Raw genomic sequence first — 19,006 nt, forward strand, 5'->3', positions numbered from 1 at the left:
AAAATTGCTAGCATTTGTACAAGTTTAAATAAATGGGATTTGAATTGAGGAGGGTATTGACATGTCGGAAGAAAACAATAACCAAGAAACTACCGAAGTTACTAACCAGGAGGCACTGGAGCAAGTGGTGTCTGTAAACAAAGGTGACACGGTTACCGGAACAATCGTCAAAATCGAAGATAATCAAGCTTATGTAAGTATTGGATATAAATATGACGGTATTATTCCAGTTCGTGAACTTTCATCAGTACACGTAGACAGCGCTGCTGATGCGGTACAGGTTGGACAAGAAGTAGAATGCAAGGTTGTCAGCATCAACGACGATAAAGAGAGCCTCGTTCTGTCCAAACGTGCAATCGATAGCGAAAACGCTTGGGAAACACTGGAACAGCGTTTTGAAGCTGGTGAAGTATTCGAAGTTACTGTGTCTGACGTTGTAAAAGGCGGACTGGTAGCTGACGTTGGTGCTCGTGGATTCATTCCTGCATCGATGGTAGAGCGTCATTTTGTAGAAGATTTCAGCGATTACAAAGGCCGCACACTGCGCGTTAAAGTAAAAGAGCTGGATCGCGAAAACAACAAAGTGATTCTGTCCCAAAAAGACGTGCTGGAAGCTGAATACGAAGCGAACAAGCAATCCATCATGGAAAACCTGAAAGAAGGTCAAGAGCTGACAGGTACTGTACAGCGTCTGACTCAATTCGGTGCTTTCGTTGATGTAGGTGGCGTAGACGGTCTGGTACACGTATCCGAGATCGCTTGGACACATGTAGACAAACCAGCTGACGTACTGTCCGAAGGCGACGAAGTAAAAGTAAAAGTACTTCGCGTTGATCCGGAAAAAGGCAAAATCAGCCTGAGCATTAAAGCAGCTCAACCAGGTCCATGGGAATCTGCTGCTGACAAGTTCCACACAGGCGATGTTGTTACTGGTGAAGTAAAACGTCTGGTAACTTTCGGTGCGTTCGTTGAGATCGCTCCAGGTGTAGAAGGTCTGGTTCACATTTCCCAGATCTCCCACAAACACATCGGTACTCCGCAAGAAGTACTGGAAGAAGGACAAACCGTTACTGTAAAAGTATTGGATGTAAATCCTTCCGAAAAACGTGTTAGCCTGAGCATCAAAGAAACAGAAGAAGCACCAGCAGAAGAGCCAAAAGCACCACGCGAAAACAAATCCAAGGCTCCGAAGCAAGAAGAAATCAACAACCCTAACGTTTCCCTGAGCAACCAGGGCATGAACGTAACACTGGGCGACCTGTTCGGTGACAAACTAAGCAAATTTAAGTGATAAAGAGCAAGCGCCCTCCTTGCTCGCCATGAACCGGAACGCTTCAATCCGGTTCACCTTCTTTTAAAGGGAAAACGAGCAAGGAACCAAGCTCCACATTCACACCAATACACCTCCTGTATCCCGTCTACACTCATCCGAGCGCATACGACCCATACAGGTGATCAGCATAATCGGCGAATCCGAAAATGGGTTCGCCGATTATGTGTTTATATGCATAAATTTCCTTTCAATATACGAAAATCGTAGTAAAACAGCATATTTGTTAGCCAACACAGGCGTTTTTTGCTATGATGGTTAACGGAAAGAACGAACAGGAGGAATTATACCTATGGCAAGACCCGTAGTGGCAATCGTTGGCCGTCCCAATGTAGGGAAATCAACGATCTTTAACCGGATGATCGGTGACCGGTTGGCAATTGTAGAAGACCGACCGGGAGTGACCCGTGACCGGATATATGGTACATCGGAATGGAATGGTAAGGCATTCAGTGTTATTGATACCGGTGGTATTGAGGTAGACGGAGAAGATACGATGCTCAAGTCGATTCGCGTACAGGCAGAGCTGGCGATTGAAGAAGCAGATGTCATCGTATTTATGTGTGATGTAAAATCTGGACTGACGCAGTCGGATGAAGAAGTAGCGCAGATTTTGTACCGTTCAGGCAAACCGGTTATTGTTGCCGTTAACAAAGTAGACAATATGAACCGTATGAACGATATTTATGAGTTTTACAATGTAGGCTTTGGTGATCCGATTGGCGTGTCCGGTAGTCATGGTAGCGGTATGGGCGATCTGATGGATGAGATCGTAAACAAGCTGCCTGAGCTGGAAGACGATGAATACGATGATGATGTGATCAAGGTTGCTTTGATCGGTCGTCCAAATGTCGGCAAATCCTCGCTTGTGAATGCGATTCTCGGTGAAGAACGCGTTATCGTTAGTAATGTAGCAGGTACAACACGTGATGCGATCGATACACCGTTTGAAAAAGACGGTCAGCGTTATGTTCTGATCGATACCGCAGGTATGCGTAAACGTGGTAAAGTTTATGAAAATACCGAAAAATACAGCGTAATGCGTGCGATGAAAGCGATCGAGCGAGCTGACGTTGTACTGATGGTTATCAACGGTGAAGAAGGAATTATCGACCAGGATAAACACGTGGCTGGTTATGCACATGAAGCAGGTAAAGCAGCGATCTTTGTCGTGAATAAATGGGATGTTGTTGAAAAAGATGATAAAACGATGCAGCGCTTTGAAACCACCATCCGTGATCACTTCCTCTTTATGTCGTATGCACCAATCGTCTTCCTGTCTGCATTGACCAAACAGCGTATTCATAAGCTGTTACCGGTTGTGAAGCAGGTAGCTGAGCAGCATGCGATGCGTATTCCTACGCATTTGCTGAATGATGTCGTATCGGATGCTATTGCGATCAACCCACCACCAACGGATAAAGGGAAGCGTCTGCGTATTAACTATGTGACCCAGGTTGCGGTGAAGCCGCCAACGATTATCGTATTTGTGAATGAGCCGGAAATGATGCACTTTTCCTATGAGCGATATCTGGATAACAAAATCCGTGCAGCCTTTGACTTCACAGGTACGCCGATTCGCCTCTTTACTCGACGCAAATCCTCGGAGGAATAAGGAGAGAAGCTCGTGATCTTATCTGTGTTGGCTATCATTATCAGTTATTTGCTAGGCTCCATCAGCTTTAGTCTTTTGATTGCCAAGGGCATCAAGGGTATCGATATTCGCGATCATGGTAGCGGCAATGCTGGCGCTACCAATACATTGCGCGTGCTGGGTAAAGGGCCTGCTATTTTTGTACTGCTGCTGGATGCACTGAAGGGTGTAGCAGCGGTATGGATTGGCGTTGCGTTTAATGCATCGCCGGATTACTGGGTACCAGCGCTGTGTGGTCTGGCAGCGATTTTGGGGCATAACTGGCCGATTTACTTTAATTTCCGTGGGGGTAAGGGAATTGCAACGACAATTGGAGTACTGGCTACGCTATGTATCGTGCCGGCTCTGCTTGCGGGTGTGATTGCGATTGTATCGATCGTTATTACTCGTTACGTCTCCCTCGGTTCGTTGATCTTCGTTATATTAACTCCGATTGCACTGTTAATTATGGGCTATTCGGCACCGCTTGTTGTCGTTAGTATCGTAATCTGTGTACTTGGAATATGGCGTCATCGCGCCAATATTGGACGCATTATGAAAGGCACAGAAAGTAAACTCGGCTCCAAGGGGAGCAAGGGAGGAACTGGCGTTGTCTGATAAGGTGACTGTTCTGGTAGCCGGAAGTTGGGGAACCGCACTTGCCTGTGTGCTAGCGGATAACGGATTTCAGGTATCGCTATGGACACGTACATCCGAACAGGCGGCAGAGATCAATACGAACCATCGTAATGATCGTTATTTGCCGGATGCGGAATTGCCTGCCAATATTACTGCAACCTCTGATCTGGAGGAAGCGATGAAGGGAACAGCTGCTGTCATTATCGTCGCCCCATCCAAAGCGATGCGCGACGTATGTAAGCAGTTGAAGCCTTACTATGAGCATGACATGCTGTGCGTGCATGCGACAAAAGGCTTTGAAGTCGGTACACTCAAGCGGATGTCCACTGTCATTAGCGAGGAACTGGAAATGCCCGATCAGGATGTAGTGGTATTATCCGGTCCAAGTCATGCGGAGGAAGTCGTTAAGCGTATGCCAACGACTGTTGTTGTTGCTGCTGCGAATGAAAAAGCTGCCGCAGCTGCACAAACGCTATTTATGAATGAAGAATATTTTCGCGTTTATACCAATCGGGATACAACCGGAGTCGAGCTTGCAGGTGCACTGAAAAATATCATTGCACTTGGAGCTGGCTTATCGGATGGTCTTGGATTTGGCGATAATGCCAAGGCAGCGCTATTAACGCGTGGTCTGGCTGAGATGGTGCGTGTAGGTACTGTACTCGGTGCGAATCCGTTAACCTTTTCTGGATTGGCAGGTATTGGCGATCTGGTCGTAACCGGTACAAGTAAACACAGCCGTAACTGGCGTGCTGGCTATATGCTCGGTCAGGGAAAGTCACTCGATGAAGTGATGGACTCGATGAATATGGTTGTAGAGGGTGTACGCAGTACACAGGCTGCACACGATATGTCACGCCATCATGAGGTGCAAATGCCGATTGCTGAGCAATTGTATCGTGTATTATTCGAACAGGCTGACCCGCGTACAGCTGTCGAGGCGTTAATGGGACGCGATCCGAAAAATGAAATGGAATCGATGAAGCTTGAAACCTGGAAGCAGTGGCATGCTTAATACAATGCACTGCTAACGGCTGCGGAAGGAGAGAGTACAATGACAAAGCCTGGTCATTCGCTGGCATTGCCATCATCGTTACAACAGGCACTTGAGGAACTGACATCTGCGCTGCGTCAGTCTGCTCCGCAGACAGACTGGTTACTCGGCGGTAGCTGTAGCTTGTTGCTGCAAGGAATTGAGCTGGAGCAATCACCACGAGATATTGATCTGTATGCCGATGGTGCTGCCATCACATCATTGCATCATGCTTTGCAGCAGACGTTGACTGTGCTGGATGCTCCTGAGCTGAATGAAACACGGATGTATCGCTCCACACTTGGTCATTATGAAGCGAATGGATGTACAGTCGAGCTGGTTGGTGACTTTGAAGTGAGAGCGCGTGAATCATACTACCGTGTACATGTGGACAAGCTACTATATCCTGCTTCGGTAATCGTACAGGTAGGTTCCGTATCGATCCAGCTTATGCCACTTGCACATGAGCTTGTGTTCAATTTACTACGTGATCGCCCGGATCGTTATGAAGCGATCGCAAGGCATATTCAGCAGCAGCCGGAGGCGCATGAAGCGCTTATCAGGCAGTTGATTGCTCATAACGGCTTCCACCCCAATATGACTCAGCGCATTTTGCGTTTGACGGGTCTGGAGTGAGGAGGCAGCATGAATCCTACGTCTAAGGAAAAGGTAGTTTTTTTACCTGCGAACAAAACGATTCAGATTACACGTGGAACAACAGTGCTGCAAGCGGTTCGTCAGGCAGGCTTATCCTTGCCTGTGCGCTGTGATGGTCGTGCAGCCTGCCTGATGTGCAAAGTGCAGGTGGAACAGCCGCAGGAGGGACAACAGGACGGTTTATCCGACCCTTGCGAAGTAGAGCGTCGCAAGCTTGGAATCGATGGAGAACGCGCGCTGCGACTTGGTTGTCAGGCTCGCATTGTTGGCCCAGCGGTGATCCATTTGCCAGAGGATCGTTTAAAACAGGCGATCCGTCGCCAAATGCAGCAGCAGGACGATGATTTGAGCGATTGGTAGCGGAAAATACGGCAAAATGCTTGAAATTACAGGGTGGCTGTATTACTATAGTTTTGTTCTGTTTGCCGCAGTCTGTGGCGGCTGAACTCCAATCGTACAATCCGCAACGTTTACGTATATTTCGTATTCAACGAACCGTTTTCGTGCTCACGAAAATTAGAATCGTACGTGGCATTCATTAACTTTAATTCAGGAGGTGACAAGACATGAACAAAACGGATCTGATCACACAGGTTGTTGAAAAAACTGACCTGCAAAAGAAGGATGCAACAAAAGCAGTTGAAGCTGTTTTTGAAGCAATCGCTGACGCGCTGCAAAGCGGTGATAAAGTACAGCTGGTAGGATTTGGTAACTTTGAAGTTCGTGAGCGTTCCGCCCGTAAAGGACGTAACCCACAAACAGGTGAAGAAATCGAAATCCCAGCAAGCAAAATCCCGGCTTTCAAGCCTGGTAAAGCCTTGAAGGATGGAATTAAATAAGTTGTACATATTCCATGTTCAGGAAAGGGACCGTGATCATATTGTTCACGGTCCTTTTGTATGTATTCTTTTATCGATCATGCCTTGTATTTGCCGGAAGCGGAAGCCGGCTGTATGATAGAGAGGAAGCACGAGACGACTATCAATCCCGCTACACGCGGAAGGAGGAACATCATGGATTCGACCAATAATTACACCAACAGCGAATATGTTGTGATCAAAGCCAAAGATAACGGCGTACAAGTGATCGGTCTAACACGCGGACGCGACACACGCTTTCACCATACCGAAAAGCTGGATAAAGGCGAAATTCTAATCGTACAATTTACCGAAAACACATCCGCGATCAAAATCCGCGGCGACGCCGAAGTCCAGACGAAGCATGGCATCGTTAAAACAGAAGACTGAGTTCACATAAAGTAAAGCAAGTGATTTAAAATACACAATATTCTAAATCGATTGATGAAAAAACTGTGGACTTGCCGATTAAGTCTACTTATGTATGATAAGAAGACCTATAATACTGAAGGCTGGCTCCTATTCTTCGCTGTATGATACAGTTAAAGATTGGCGAGCTAGTCTTTTGTTTGTGATAAAGATGAAGATTCTAGCATGGTCTAAACTAACATTTAGATTCAAAATACAGTGCTAAAGTTGCATACCAAAAACTGAGAAATAAAACAAGTATGAATACCGCTGCTGAATATTATTCATAATGTGACTGTACGTAATATGAAACAAGCACAGAACGGAGGCAAGGAAATAAGGGAAAAGGACGATTTTGGAGGGGCGGGAATCTACCTTCACTCCTAATCCAGTAGATTCTCGCGGCTCCACCTGAGTCCGTTCCCTTATTCCTTGCCGGAGTGGTGTTAGCTTCAAATAAACAAGAACGTTACTCTACCCAGTCATTTACCATAGTGCCCTGTCTTGTGTCGACAACATATGATATAATGAACCGAAGTGGTTTAAATCTAAAGTATTTGCTAGATTAAGTTTGTGAAAATAAAGACTTGCCTGGATAAGGCACGGAGGCTGAAATGAAACCGTATCGCTTGCTGGAAACATCCAAAAAATACACCGAATACGATATGATTCAAAAGCATACAGAAGTTGCTCCGTTCCCGGATGTACGTGCTCGTCTGCTATTTCTATTTTTAAGCAAAGCAGGCGACAGCCGATTGCAGGAAAATCGGGAGGAATTGTTCCCGCTCGTTACGGGTCTTGTGCAGATGGCACTTGATACGCATGATCGCATCGATACATCATCTGAATATCAGCGGGAAGAGCAAATGCGCTCACGTCAATTGAACGTACTTGCTGGTGACTACTTTAGTAGCCGATTTTACGAGTTGCTGGCGCGTGCTGGAGAGATTGACATGGTCGCACGTCTCAGTGAAGCAATCTGTGAAAATAATCGTCTGAAAATGGATTTGTATGAGCAGGCTAACGATTCTAGCTTGACGGCAGAGCATTATATGGAAGCAAGTATACAGCTGAAGATGCAGCTGTTTCTTTCGTTTACATCCTATATTGATAATTCCGCTCGTCAGCTATGGGAGCAGATGCTGTATCTGTTCAGCCGTTGTGAATGGCTGGCAGCAGAGCTAAAGGCTGGTTCAAACGTACAGCCTTTCGGTGAATACGGTCTGTACTATGTACTCCAGCAATCCACTCCAGCGGATCAAAGCCGTTTGAAAATGGAAGCCAATGCGGACGACAGCGCACGCTATCGTCAGGAATGGGAAGCACGCTATGGCATCAATGCCCATCTGGAGCAATTGCTTCAGCATTCGCTTGCTGCCATTGGCGAACGCTTGCAGCAGGAGGATAATACCGAGCTTGCTGCGGCAGTATCGGAGTTGACTGGCAGCTATGCTGCGCTTGTACATCAGGTGTAAGATCATCAGAAGAGGTGAAGTTGCTTATGAGCAAACCGGAAATCGTAAAACCGGAAAGTACAAAACCGAAGGAACAATTCGTGCAATCCGTCTTTGAATCGATTGCACCCAAATACGATATGATGAACGATCTGCTCAGCTTTCGTATGCACAAAACATGGCGTAAATTCACGATGCAAAAGATGAACGTACAGCAGGGCGATTCCGCGCTGGACGTATGCTGCGGCACCTGTGACTGGACGATCAGCATTGCCGAAGCGAGCAAAACAGGATCGGTGTACGGTCTTGATTTTAGCCCGAATATGCTAAGTGTTGGTCAGACGAAAATTGATCGTGACGGCTGGCAGGATAATATTACACTCAAGCAGGGCAATGCGATGGATCTGCCTTTTGAGGATAATACGTTCGATTATGCGACGATTGGCTTCGGACTGCGCAATGTGCCTGATCTGGAAAAAACGCTACGCGAAATGCAGCGCGTGGTAAAGCCGGGTGGTATGGTCGTGTGTTTGGAGCTATCCAAGCCGACATGGCAGCCGTTTAAAGGCATTTATTATTTCTATTTCCAAAACCTGCTCCCACTTATGGGCAGAGTTGTAGCGAAAAGCTACGAACAGTATAAATGGCTGCCAGATTCGTTGATCGCTTTCCCGGGTCGGGAAGAGCTTGCCGGTATTTTCCGGAACATCGGTCTACAGCAGGTGCAGGCGTATCCGCTAACAGGTGGAATTGCCGCACTTCATATTGGAATCAAGGAGAAGCAGCATGTTTAAGAAAATCAAAATTTTCCTCGAAATGATCAAGGTTGAGCATACGCTCTTTGCTTTACCTTTTGCTTTTATGGGAGCGATGCTTGGCTCTTATGTTATATTTGGACATTTGCCAACGTGGCAACAGATCGTATGGATTCTGGTTGCTATGGTCGGTGCGCGTAGTGCGGCGATGGGACTAAATCGCCTGATTGACCGGACATTTGATGGCAAAAATCCACGTACGATGATGCGCGCTATTCCGGCGGGTCTGCTTCGTTCTGGCGAAGTGGTCATCTTTATTATTATCTCGCTGATCGTCTTTTTCTGGGCGGTGCTGGAACTGTCTCCACTGGCGCTGCGATTGTTGCCAGTTGCGGTATTTATGCTTATTTTCTATTCGTTCACGAAGCGCTTCACCTGGCTGTGCCACGTGGTGCTTGGTATGACGATTGCCCTTGCTCCACTTGGTGGCTGGGTAGCAGTGACTGGCACGGTAACCTGGACGGCTATCGTGTTCTTTGTGGCGATTACGTTCTGGACCGCAGGCTTTGACGTGATCTATGCCTGTGACGATGCGGAGTTTGACCGTAAGGAAGGACTGCATTCGATTCCGAGTCGCTTCGGTGTGCCACGTGCGCTGAAAATTGCGCAGGGCTTTCATGTGATTACAGCGATCGGATTGATCAGCTTGTTCTTTATCGCAGACCTTGGCTGGTGGTATGCCGCTGGTGTGGTCATTGCGATTGCAATTTTGTTCTACGAGCATTACATTGTGACACCAAAGGATTTGAGCCGTTTGCAAACTGCCTTTTTCACCATGAACGGGGCACTTAGTATTATTATGTTTGCGTTCACGCTGGTTGATCTGGCGGTGAAGCAATGGTGGTAAACAATCAAGCTACAGATCCGCTGAACACTCCGGCAACAGCCGAGGTGTTCGGCTTCCATCCTAATCATGCGTCCAAGCGTTATGTGATCGGTATTACAGGCGCGAGTGGCTCAATATATGGGATACGACTGGCTGAGGTGCTGCTGTCTTACGGTTATACGGTGCATCTGGTCATTTCTAATGCAGGCTGGCGTGTGCTTAAGGAGGAGCTGGACTGGTCAGCATCGGGGCGTGAAGAGATGCTGCATGCGCAGTTCGGCTCGTTACCGGGTAAATATATTTATCATTCGTTCTCCGATATTGGTGCCTCGATTGCAAGCGGCTCGTTTCGCGTAGAGGCGATGATTATTATTCCATGCTCCATGGGGACGCTTGCTAATATTGCTGGCGGTATCTCAGCGAATCTGATGACACGGGCAGCAGATGTTATGCTCAAGGAGCAGCGTAAGCTGATCATCGTACCACGGGAGACACCACTGCATGCGATCCATCTGGAAAACATGCTCAAGCTAGCTCGAATGGGAGTTAGCATCATTCCGGCGATGCCGGCTTTTTATTATCGTCCGCAAACGCTACAGGATGCGATTGATTTTATGGTAGGTAAGGTGCTGGATATTCTGGGAATTGAGCACGATTTATTTGAACGCTGGGGGAGTAACGATGACAACATTTGAATTACCGATTCAAATTGGTAAAATTGAATATACGAACGACTGGCCCATCTATCAGCATTTTGATCCACAGGAGCTGTCCCAGCCGGCTGTGATCCATAGTGATTTGCCGGCTAATTTGAATCGTGCGCTACTGGAGGATCGGCTGTATATTACGCCCGTATCCTCTTTTGCTTATGCGACACGTTCGGATGACTTCTGGCTATTGCCAGGCCTGTCGGTAAGTGCGAAAAATGCGGTCGGATCAATTCTTCTGTTTTCCAGAAAGCCCATCGCTGAGCTGGGAGATGGAACGATTGCGCTGACAAATACCTCAGCGACCTCGGTCAATCTGTTGAAAATTATTTTACAGAAGCGATATGGCTTCAAGCCGGAATATGTATCGATGAATCCGAATTTGGATGAAATGATGGAGCGTTGTGATGCAGCACTGCTGATCGGTGATCATGCGATTGAGGCAGCGCGCAGAGATAGTGGCTATATCGTAACTGATCTTGGTCAAGCGTGGAAGGAATGGACAGGCTATGGCATGACATTTGCCGTGTTTGCCGTGAACCGCAAATTTGCTGAAGTGCATGCCGAGCTGGTGAGTGAAGTGGCTGAGCAGCTACGTGCGAGCAAGGTGCGCAGTCTGAACGATCTGACGCCGGTCATTGCGGATGCCCAGCACAAAATGGGTGGCGATTCCGCGTACTGGGAGCATTATTTCCGTCAATTATGGTATGATTTTGGAGAGCAGGAGCAGCAGGGGCTAGGGCTGTACTTTCAGTATGCTCATGAGCTTGGCCTGCTGGATTATGAAGTGCACATGCAATTATGGACTGACAATACGATGACACGGGTGAACGAATGAAACTACTGGATATTTTCGGGACACTAAGAAAAGACATGAACGTAATTGAACGTGAGCTCAGCCGTAGCATCGATACCGACCATGCACTGCTGAACGAAGCGTCCTTGCATTTGCTCAAAGCGGGAGGGAAAAGGCTTCGTCCCGCTTTTGTGTTGCTTGGTGGCAAGTATGGTAATTATGATCTGGAGCGTCTCAGTCATGTCGCTGTACCGCTGGAGCTGATTCATATGGCTTCACTGGTGCATGATGATGTGATCGATAATGCTGATACGAGACGTGGACAGCTCACTGTGAAGTCCAAATGGGATAATCGTATCGCGATGTATACGGGCGATTATATTTATGCCAAGGCGCTTGTGATCGTAGCACGCCTGCAAAATCCAGAGATCCATCGTGTACTTGCGAAGGCGATGGTACAGATGTCGATCGGTGAAATGGAACAAATCCGCGACTTTTTCAATACCGAACAGACGGTTCGTCGCTATCTGCTGCGTATTCGCCGCAAAACGGCATTGTTGATTGCGATTAGCTGTCAGCTGGGTGGTCTCGCTGCCGATGCGCCAGCGGCGTATACACGCCAGCTCTATCGTTATGGCTACAATGTCGGCATGGCGTTTCAGATTCGTGACGATGTGCTTGATCTGTGTGGTACAGAGAAGCAGATCGGTAAGCCACCAGGCAGTGATCTGCGCCAGGGGAATATTACGCTGCCTGTGCTATACGCGTTACAGGAGCAGGACATGCAGCGTACGCTGTTGCCAGAAATCCAGCGTATCCACGAATCCGATGGTGCTACAGATGTCACGCGTGCAGTCGAGATGGTGAAGCAGAGCCGAGGCATTGAGCGTGCCGAGCAGTTAGCCGACCGTTATATTCAAAAGGCAATGGATGCCTTACAGAAATTGCCAGAAGGTAAGACACGTAAGCATCTACAGGAAATCGCTCATTTTGTAGCGAAGCGTTCTCACTAAGCTACATAGCGCTACATTAGCGATTGTAGGACGTATCTACGAATAGCAGTGAAGGTGAAAATGCTAGAATCATGCCTTCATAAAAAGAAGCCCGGTGCGGGAAAAGCACCGGGTTTATTTAATTTACTTGAACATTTATAAAATAGGACTAAACGACCAGCCATCCAATGTCGATATATACATTACAGTACATGCGTATCCTTTGAAAAATCGGATATAACAGCCGATTTACGAGCGAAAGAACGCATAACCAGTAATTTACTCCACACAGCCGCGATATTATATCAAAAATCTCCTTATGTTGATATAATCACATTTCTTTCTGTACCTCGAGGTTTCTGTTAGAATACACAAGTGGGCATACATATATTGCTCCGATAGCAGATTACTTTGTAGATAACAGGAGAGTGAGTCAATGGAACGGACATTTTTGATGATTAAGCCTGACGGAGTACAGCGGGGGCTAATCGGACGCATTATCAGTCGCTTGGAAGACAAAGGATTCAAATTGATCGGAGGCAAGTTCCTCATCCCAACAAAGGAACAGGCCGAGCGCCATTACGCTGAGCATGTCGGCAAAGCATTTTATGGTGAGCTCATTGACTTTATTACATCGGGTCCTGTATTCGCAATGGTATGGGAAGGCGATGATGTGATTACACTGTCCCGTATGGTGATGGGGAAAACACAGGTCAAGGAAGCGCTACCTGGCACGATTCGTGGTGACTTTGCCGCTCATACACCGTTCAACCTGATTCACGGCTCCGATTCGCCGGAAAGTGCAGAACGGGAGATCGCGAATTTCTTTGCTCCAGACGAGTTAAGCGTTTACGAAAAGAACATTTCTGCCTGGCTGTAACAACTGCCCCCGCATGGACTGAACTCATAATGATGATCAAGGAAGTGATGCCATGCTTACGAATGATGCCATTCAACCAGACTCGGACTATACAGGCTTCATCAAAAAAGTGAAGGATAGTACGGGCATTGACTTAGCACAGTATAAGGAAGCACAAATGAAACGTCGTCTGACTACACTGCGTACGAAAAACGGCTATTCGACCTTTGCTTCATTTTTCGATGCAATGCAAAAGGATAAAGCCCTGTTTTATGAGTTTCTCGATCGTATGACGATCAACGTCTCCGAATTTTGGCGCAACCCGAATCGCTGGGAAGTGCTGCGGGATACGATCCTGCCTGCTTTGAATCGTCAGAGCAAGAATCTGAAGATCTGGAGTGCAGCTTGCTCAACAGGCGAGGAGCCTTATACAATTGCAACTATTCTAGCCGACAAAAATCTGTTGTCATCAACGACTCTGCATGCGACGGATATTGATGATGGGGCATTAGAAAAAGCGAAAAAAGGTGCTTATCTGGAGCGTTCGCTCAAGGACGTACCACCCGATGTCGTCAAGCGTCATTTTACTGCAGACGGAATGATGTACAGCGTTAACGATACGCTGAAAAAAGCGGTACAATTCCGTAAAGGCAATCTGCTGACCGACAAGTTTGATACTGGCTATGATCTGATCGTGTGCCGTAATGTTATGATCTACTTTACTGAGGAAGCCAAGCACATGCTGTATCATAAGTTTGCAGCAAGTCTGCGCCCTGGCGGTGTATTATTTGTAGGCAGCACGGAGCAGATTTTCTCTCCGGCACAATATGGCTTTGATTCATCTGAGACGTTCTTTTATCACAAAAAGGGCTGAGTCTCATGCGGGAGCAGCGTAGCAAAAGCAATAATAAAATGAAATCGATATAATCCTGGAGCATACCGGAGCGCGTATTTGTACGTGTGCTGGTATGCTCTTTGTGCTGTTATGTATTGTTGCAGCAACGATAAAGCGCGACCGGAAAGGCGAATCTATATGGATAAATGTGAAGCTCGGCATTCCTTGTCAAATGGTTAAACCATGTACTATAATAAGCGAAGGTAAATACGGATTTTAGCGATGCACAGTTTAACAGTTTAAAGGGGGAACGCAAAGATGAGTATACGTTACTTAACAGCAGGGGAAACGCACGGTCCCCAGTTGACTGCGATTATTGAGGGATTACCGAGTGGATTGGAGCTTGATTTTGAAGCATTGAACTTCCAGCTTGCACGTCGTCAAAAAGGCTACGGACGTGGACGCCGGATGCAAATTGAGAAGGATACAGCTGATATCGTCGGCGGCGTACGTCATGGTTATACAACAGGAGCACCAGTAGCTATGGTCGTTGCTAACAACGATTGGAAGCACTGGACTAAAATTATGAATATTGAGCCGATGGAAGGCACGGACGAAGAAAAGCGTCGTGTACACCGTCCTCGTCCAGGTCACGCCGATCTGAATGGCGGCTTGAAATATAATCACAAGGATCTACGCAATGTACTGGAGCGCTCCAGTGCGCGCGAGACAGCGATTCGTGTAGGTGTAGGTGCTATTGCACGCCAGTTCCTGGCACAGTTCGGTATCAAGATCGGTGGTCAGGTGATTCGTATCGGTGAGATCGAAGCGCCAGCTAATGATCTGCCACTGGATGAGCTGATCGCTCGCACAGAGGAATCCTCGGTACGTGTCGTCGACAAGGAAACCGAGCAAAAGATGGAAGCGTACATCGATCAGATCAAAAAAGAAGGCGATTCGATCGGCGGTATCGTGGAATGTATCGTTGAAGGCGTACCGGTTGGTCTGGGAACCTTTGTTCAATATGATCGCAAGCTGGATGCCCGTATTGCACAGGCGGTTATGTCGATTAATGCGTTCAAGGGCGTAGAGATCGGTATCGGCTTTGAAGCGGGTCATATTCGTGGCTCTCAGGTTCATGATGAGATTCTGTACACACCAGAGCGCGGCTATCATCGTGCAACGAATCGTCTGGGTGGATTTGAAGGCGGCATGACCAATGGTATGCCAATCGTTGTACGCGGGGTAATGAAGCCGATTCCTACGTTATACAAACCGCTGCAAAGCGTTGATATTGATACGAAAGAGCCATTCACTGCACAGGTGGAGCGCTCGGATGCTTGCGCGGTTCCAGCGGCAAGCGTTGTGATGGAGAGTGTGGTTGCATGGGAAGTAGCCAAGGCTTTTCTTGAAAAATTCGGCGGTGACTCGATGGCAGAGATCCGCAAAAACTACGAGAATTACAAAGCACAGCTGGAGGCTTATTAATGTCTGATGTGCGTGTAGTGGACGTTCAACTTGGCGATCGTTCCTACCCGATCTATATCGGTGAGCAGTTGCTTCAGCAGGCAGGAAGCTATCTGGAGCAGCACGGATTATCCAAGCAAAGCCCGCTATTAATCGTTACCGATGAGCAGGTTGCACCGCTGCATCTGGACAAGCTGGAGCAATCACTCCAGGCCGCTGGATTTCGTTTTGTCACTGCGGTTGTCGGTTCCGGTGAGACATCCAAGTCGATTGTAGTATTTGAGGAGGTGATGACCCGTGCCATCGAGGGCGGGCTTGACCGTAAATCTGCTGTTATTGCGCTGGGCGGAGGTGTAGTCGGTGATCTGGCGGGTTTTGTGGCAGGAACGTATATGCGCGGAATTCGTTTTATCCAGATGCCAACTACTGTACTTGCTCATGATAGTAGCGTAGGCGGCAAGGTAGCGATCAACCACCGACTCGCCAAAAATATGATCGGTGTATTCCATCAGCCGGAGCTTGTATTGTACGATCTGTCTACACTCCAGAGTCTTCCAGCACGCGAGGTTAGCGCAGGCTTGGCCGAAATGGTCAAGCATGGACTGATCTGGGATGCTGAATTTGCTTACTGGTGTCTGGACAATGCAGAGCGACTGCAAGCACTCGACATGGAAGCGATGGGTTATGGTCTTGAAAAGGGCTGCTCCATCAAAGCGATTGTGGTGTCTCGTGACGAGCGTGAAAATGATCTGCGTGCCATCCTCAATCTGGGGCACACGATCGGTCATGCGATCGAAGCCGTTGCAGGCTATGGCGAGATTATTCACGGTGAGGCGATCTCGATCGGTATGGTCGGATCAGCGATCATCGGTGAGGCGCTTGGTGCGAAGCCGGGCTTGACGGATACGACACGCCAGATGCTGAAGGCGCTAGGCTTGCCAACTGTGCTTCCAGCTCATCTGGATACCGACCGTATTATGGGGGCTATGATGCATGATAAGAAATTTCAGGAAGGCCGTATGACGTTTATTGTCCCATCAGAGATAGGTGTTGTAGCGATTGATCACAATGTCGATTATGATCTGGTGCGCCAGACGGTTGAGCAGTTAAAGAAGGAGGCGTAACATGTATACACGAGGTATTCGCGGGGCTACTACGGTTACCCGCAATGATCGTCAGGAGATTCTGGGTGAGACATTGGTATTGCTCAGAGAGATTGTAGAGCGTAATCAATTCGATCCTGAGGATGTGAGCAGCATCTGGATTACAATGACTGCTGATCTTGATGCGGCATTTCCAGCGCTGGCTATTCGTGAAATGGATGGCTGGAGTATGGTGCCATTGATGTGTGCAGTGGAAGCATCGGTGCAGAATAGCTTGCCCCAGTGCATCCGACTGATGATCCATATCAATACTACCAAAACACAGCAGGAAATTAAGCATGTGTATTTGAACGAGGCAACACGCCTTCGTCCTGATCTGGCAACTTCCTGATCGTGAATCGTAGCGTAAGGGTTGCGTCAGCCATACGTTATAGGGTATAGTATAGAACAAGATCAACAGGCAAACAGAGCCGTGTATTGAGATGAGATGCAGGTAGCAGAGTTTAGTATAGATGAGAAGGAAGTGTAGGTCTTGTCGGTGGACAGGGCGGAAGGTGCGAATGGATAGCCATTAATAGCCTTCCGGGTCGTGTGTGCGCAGGAAGACAAGAGCCGTGTCACTTCAGAGCATAGCCTTTTGAAGAGAAGTACCCATACAGCAAGAGACGAGTAATGGGCGTACAGACATACTATATTGATATAGTACAGGTCAAGGTATAGCTGCATTACCGCACAAGCTGGTATCCATGTGATTATGGGAGGGAGCTTACGTTTTCATTTGGCGAAGCCGGCAGCAGATGAACTTGCTGTCTACATTTGTACAATTAATTATGCAGCCTTCATGCGTCCATCCGCATGGAGGCTTTTTGTTTACCTTTAGGAAAGACTGTTGACGAAGGTCACAGCTTGCCGATTCCTGCGAATAAGGAAAAGCCAATGAATTGATCAGCCAAAGGAGCGAGTATAATGATCCAACCTCATGTAGAACAAGTGATTGCCATGTCTGGCCAGTATAATTTGATTCCGATCGTAAAGCGACTGCTGGGCGATATGGAGACACCGATTCGTATTTTCCAGCGTTATGCACAGCGGCGACATGCCTTTCTGCTGGAAAGTGTAGAGGGAGGTAGTAAATGGGCGCGGTACTCGTTTATCGGTAGTGATCCATTCCTCTTGATTTCCGGTAAGCAGGGCAAGATTGAAGTCGATCTGGATGGCGAGATAAGCGAGCTATCCGGTAAGCCGATAGAGCAGCTAAAAGCATTGCTGCGACGCTATCGCAGCCCTAAGGTGGATGGCTTGCCGCCTTTCACAGGCGGAGCGATCGGATTCTTCGGTTACGATCTGCTTCAATATTATGAGAAGCTTCCTGCTCATCGCATTGATGATATGAATATGGATGATATTCGCTTCATGTTCTGCGATCAGATCGTCGTCTTCGACCATGTAAAACAGCATATTTTGCTGGTGAGTAATGTACATGTGCCGGAAGGTGCAAGTGATGATGATATCCGCGAGGCATATGGCGAAGCGGCTGCTAAGCTGGATAGCATGGAAGAACTGCTGCATACACAGCCACCAGTGAGCAGTGCAGGGCGCGCTACAGTGTCTGACAATATTGAGATGGGCGAGATTCAGTCCAATATGACGAAGGAGCAATATCTGGATGGCGTCAATCGGGCGAAAGAGTATATTCGCGCAGGTGACATTTTTCAGGTCGTGCTGTCCCAGCGCTTCCATATCGAAACAGAGGTTGCACCGCTGGAGGTATATCGGGTGCTACGCACGATGAATCCATCACCATATATGTATTATTTGAAGCTGGATGATGAGATTATCGTCGGTACATCACCGGAGGCACTGGTCAAGGTGGAGGGTGATCGCTTGCAGACACGTCCAATTGCAGGGACACGTCCACGAGGACAGAATGAAGCCGAGGATCAGGCGCTGGCAGAAGAGCTGCTCCAGGACGAGAAGGAACGCGCTGAACACCTGATGCTGGTTGATCTGGGACGCAATGATATCGGACGTGTGGCGGAATACGGCACCGTCAAAACCGATTCCTTTATGCAGATTGAGCGCTATTCGCACGTGATGCATATCGTATCCAACGTATCCGGTAAGCTGCGTAAGGATCGTGATTTCTTCGATGCTTTCCTGTCCTGTCTACCAGCAGGTACAGTATCCGGCGCCCCTAAGCTGAGAGCGATGGAAATTATCGCTGAGATTGAAAATGAAGCACGTGGCGCCTATGCTGGTGCAATTGGCTATCTAGGCTTCTCCGGTAATATGGATGCGTGTATTACGATTCGTACGATTATTTTCAAGCATGGAAAAGCGTATGTACAGGCTGGAGCCGGCATTGTATGGGATTCGGTACCGGAGAAGGAATACGAAGAGACCGTGAACAAAGCTAAAGGCATGCTGAAATCAATCCGTGTCGCTGAAGCGATGTTCCCTCGCAAAGGGGAAGAGGCACAAATCGCCAATCCAGATTATCTGTATGGCTATGAGCCGGTTAAGCTGGGCGATTGAGCGGGAGTACAGCATGAACATATAGATCGATAATGGAAGCTACACACAGTATATTTTACA

General features: G+C 47.8%; 20 protein-coding genes. All 20 read left to right on the forward strand.

Annotated elements, in window-relative coordinates; genetic code table 11:
• The first annotated feature begins 61 nt into the window (after nt 1-61).
• Nucleotides 62-1,291, forward strand: coding sequence for a 30S ribosomal protein S1 (gene rpsA, locus IEX62_RS09830; RefSeq protein ID WP_188775283.1), 1,230 nt, complete (start codon nt 62-64; stop codon nt 1,289-1,291).
• A 331-nt stretch (nt 1,292-1,622) separates the two neighbouring features.
• Nucleotides 1,623-2,945 carry a ribosome biogenesis GTPase Der gene (gene der / locus IEX62_RS09835; RefSeq protein ID WP_188775284.1) on the forward strand — a complete coding sequence of 441 codons (1,323 nt, stop codon included), beginning with the start codon at nt 1,623-1,625 and terminating at the stop codon, nt 2,943-2,945.
• Nucleotides 2,946-2,957: 12 nt separating this feature from the next.
• On the forward strand, nt 2,958-3,581 hold the full coding sequence (gene plsY / locus IEX62_RS09840) for a glycerol-3-phosphate 1-O-acyltransferase PlsY (protein ID WP_188775285.1): 624 nt from the start codon (nt 2,958-2,960) through the stop codon (nt 3,579-3,581).
• Entirely contained in the window at nt 3,574-4,617 is a 1,044-nt protein-coding gene (locus tag IEX62_RS09845; protein ID WP_188775286.1) for an NAD(P)H-dependent glycerol-3-phosphate dehydrogenase, read from the forward strand. Before plsY ends, IEX62_RS09845 begins: the two co-directional genes overlap by 8 nt.
• 39 nt (nt 4,618-4,656) lie before the next feature.
• Entirely contained in the window at nt 4,657-5,271 is a 615-nt protein-coding gene (locus IEX62_RS09850; protein WP_188775287.1) for a hypothetical protein, read from the forward strand.
• A gap of 9 nt (nt 5,272-5,280) precedes the next feature.
• Nucleotides 5,281-5,652 (forward strand): 2Fe-2S iron-sulfur cluster-binding protein, encoded by a 372-nt coding sequence (locus IEX62_RS09855; protein ID WP_188775288.1) that lies wholly within the window; start codon nt 5,281-5,283, stop codon nt 5,650-5,652.
• Nucleotides 5,653-5,858: 206 nt separating this feature from the next.
• A complete protein-coding gene (hbs, locus tag IEX62_RS09860; protein WP_188775289.1) occupies nt 5,859-6,131 on the forward strand; it encodes a non-specific DNA-binding protein Hbs in 273 nt (90 codons plus the stop codon).
• A gap of 174 nt (nt 6,132-6,305) precedes the next feature.
• On the forward strand, nt 6,306-6,539 hold the full coding sequence (gene mtrB / locus IEX62_RS09865; RefSeq protein WP_188775290.1) for a trp RNA-binding attenuation protein MtrB: 234 nt from the start codon (nt 6,306-6,308) through the stop codon (nt 6,537-6,539).
• A 632-nt stretch (nt 6,540-7,171) separates the two neighbouring features.
• Nucleotides 7,172-8,032, forward strand: a complete 861-nt coding sequence (locus tag IEX62_RS09870) for a heptaprenyl diphosphate synthase component 1 (protein WP_188775291.1) — start codon at nt 7,172-7,174, stop codon at nt 8,030-8,032.
• 26 nt (nt 8,033-8,058) lie between these two features.
• Entirely contained in the window at nt 8,059-8,805 is a 747-nt protein-coding gene (locus IEX62_RS09875) for a demethylmenaquinone methyltransferase (RefSeq protein WP_188775292.1), read from the forward strand.
• Nucleotides 8,798-9,673: a UbiA-like polyprenyltransferase gene (locus tag IEX62_RS09880; protein WP_188775293.1), complete on the forward strand. Its 876-nt coding sequence runs from the start codon at nt 8,798-8,800 to the stop codon at nt 9,671-9,673. The genes IEX62_RS09875 and IEX62_RS09880 overlap by 8 nt, the downstream gene beginning before the upstream one ends.
• Nucleotides 9,664-10,347, forward strand: a complete 684-nt coding sequence (locus tag IEX62_RS09885; RefSeq protein ID WP_188775294.1) for a UbiX family flavin prenyltransferase — start codon at nt 9,664-9,666, stop codon at nt 10,345-10,347. Before IEX62_RS09880 ends, IEX62_RS09885 begins: the two co-directional genes overlap by 10 nt.
• Nucleotides 10,334-11,197, forward strand: a complete 864-nt coding sequence (locus IEX62_RS09890) for a menaquinone biosynthesis protein (RefSeq protein WP_188775295.1) — start codon at nt 10,334-10,336, stop codon at nt 11,195-11,197. Before IEX62_RS09885 ends, IEX62_RS09890 begins: the two co-directional genes overlap by 14 nt.
• Nucleotides 11,194-12,168, forward strand: a complete 975-nt coding sequence (gene hepT, locus IEX62_RS09895) for a heptaprenyl diphosphate synthase component II (RefSeq protein ID WP_188775296.1) — start codon at nt 11,194-11,196, stop codon at nt 12,166-12,168. Before IEX62_RS09890 ends, hepT begins: the two co-directional genes overlap by 4 nt.
• A gap of 415 nt (nt 12,169-12,583) precedes the next feature.
• The gene (gene ndk, locus IEX62_RS09900; protein WP_188775297.1) at nt 12,584-13,027 is read left to right on the forward strand and encodes a nucleoside-diphosphate kinase; all 444 of its coding nucleotides are present in this window, start codon (nt 12,584-12,586) and stop codon (nt 13,025-13,027) included.
• Nucleotides 13,028-13,079: 52 nt separating this feature from the next.
• Entirely contained in the window at nt 13,080-13,880 is an 801-nt protein-coding gene (locus IEX62_RS09905) for a CheR family methyltransferase (RefSeq protein ID WP_188775298.1), read from the forward strand.
• 279 nt (nt 13,881-14,159) lie between these two features.
• Complete coding sequence (aroC, locus tag IEX62_RS09910) at nt 14,160-15,329, forward strand: chorismate synthase (protein WP_188775299.1); 1,170 nt, start codon at nt 14,160-14,162, stop codon at nt 15,327-15,329.
• Between the two features lie 8 nt (nt 15,330-15,337).
• On the forward strand, nt 15,338-16,432 hold the full coding sequence (gene aroB, locus IEX62_RS09915) for a 3-dehydroquinate synthase (RefSeq protein WP_188775612.1): 1,095 nt from the start codon (nt 15,338-15,340) through the stop codon (nt 16,430-16,432).
• Nucleotide 16,433: 1 nt separating this feature from the next.
• Nucleotides 16,434-16,802, forward strand: coding sequence for a chorismate mutase (gene aroH, locus IEX62_RS09920; RefSeq protein ID WP_188775300.1), 369 nt, complete (start codon nt 16,434-16,436; stop codon nt 16,800-16,802).
• Between the two features lie 575 nt (nt 16,803-17,377).
• Nucleotides 17,378-18,946 carry an anthranilate synthase component I gene (trpE, locus tag IEX62_RS09925; protein ID WP_188775301.1) on the forward strand — a complete coding sequence of 523 codons (1,569 nt, stop codon included), beginning with the start codon at nt 17,378-17,380 and terminating at the stop codon, nt 18,944-18,946.
• The last annotated feature ends 60 nt before the right edge of the window (nt 18,947-19,006 follow it).

The sequence above is a fragment of the Paenibacillus hunanensis genome (assembly GCF_014645615.1).
Taxonomy (GTDB): Bacteria; Bacillota; Bacilli; order Paenibacillales; family Paenibacillaceae; genus Saccharibacillus; species Saccharibacillus hunanensis.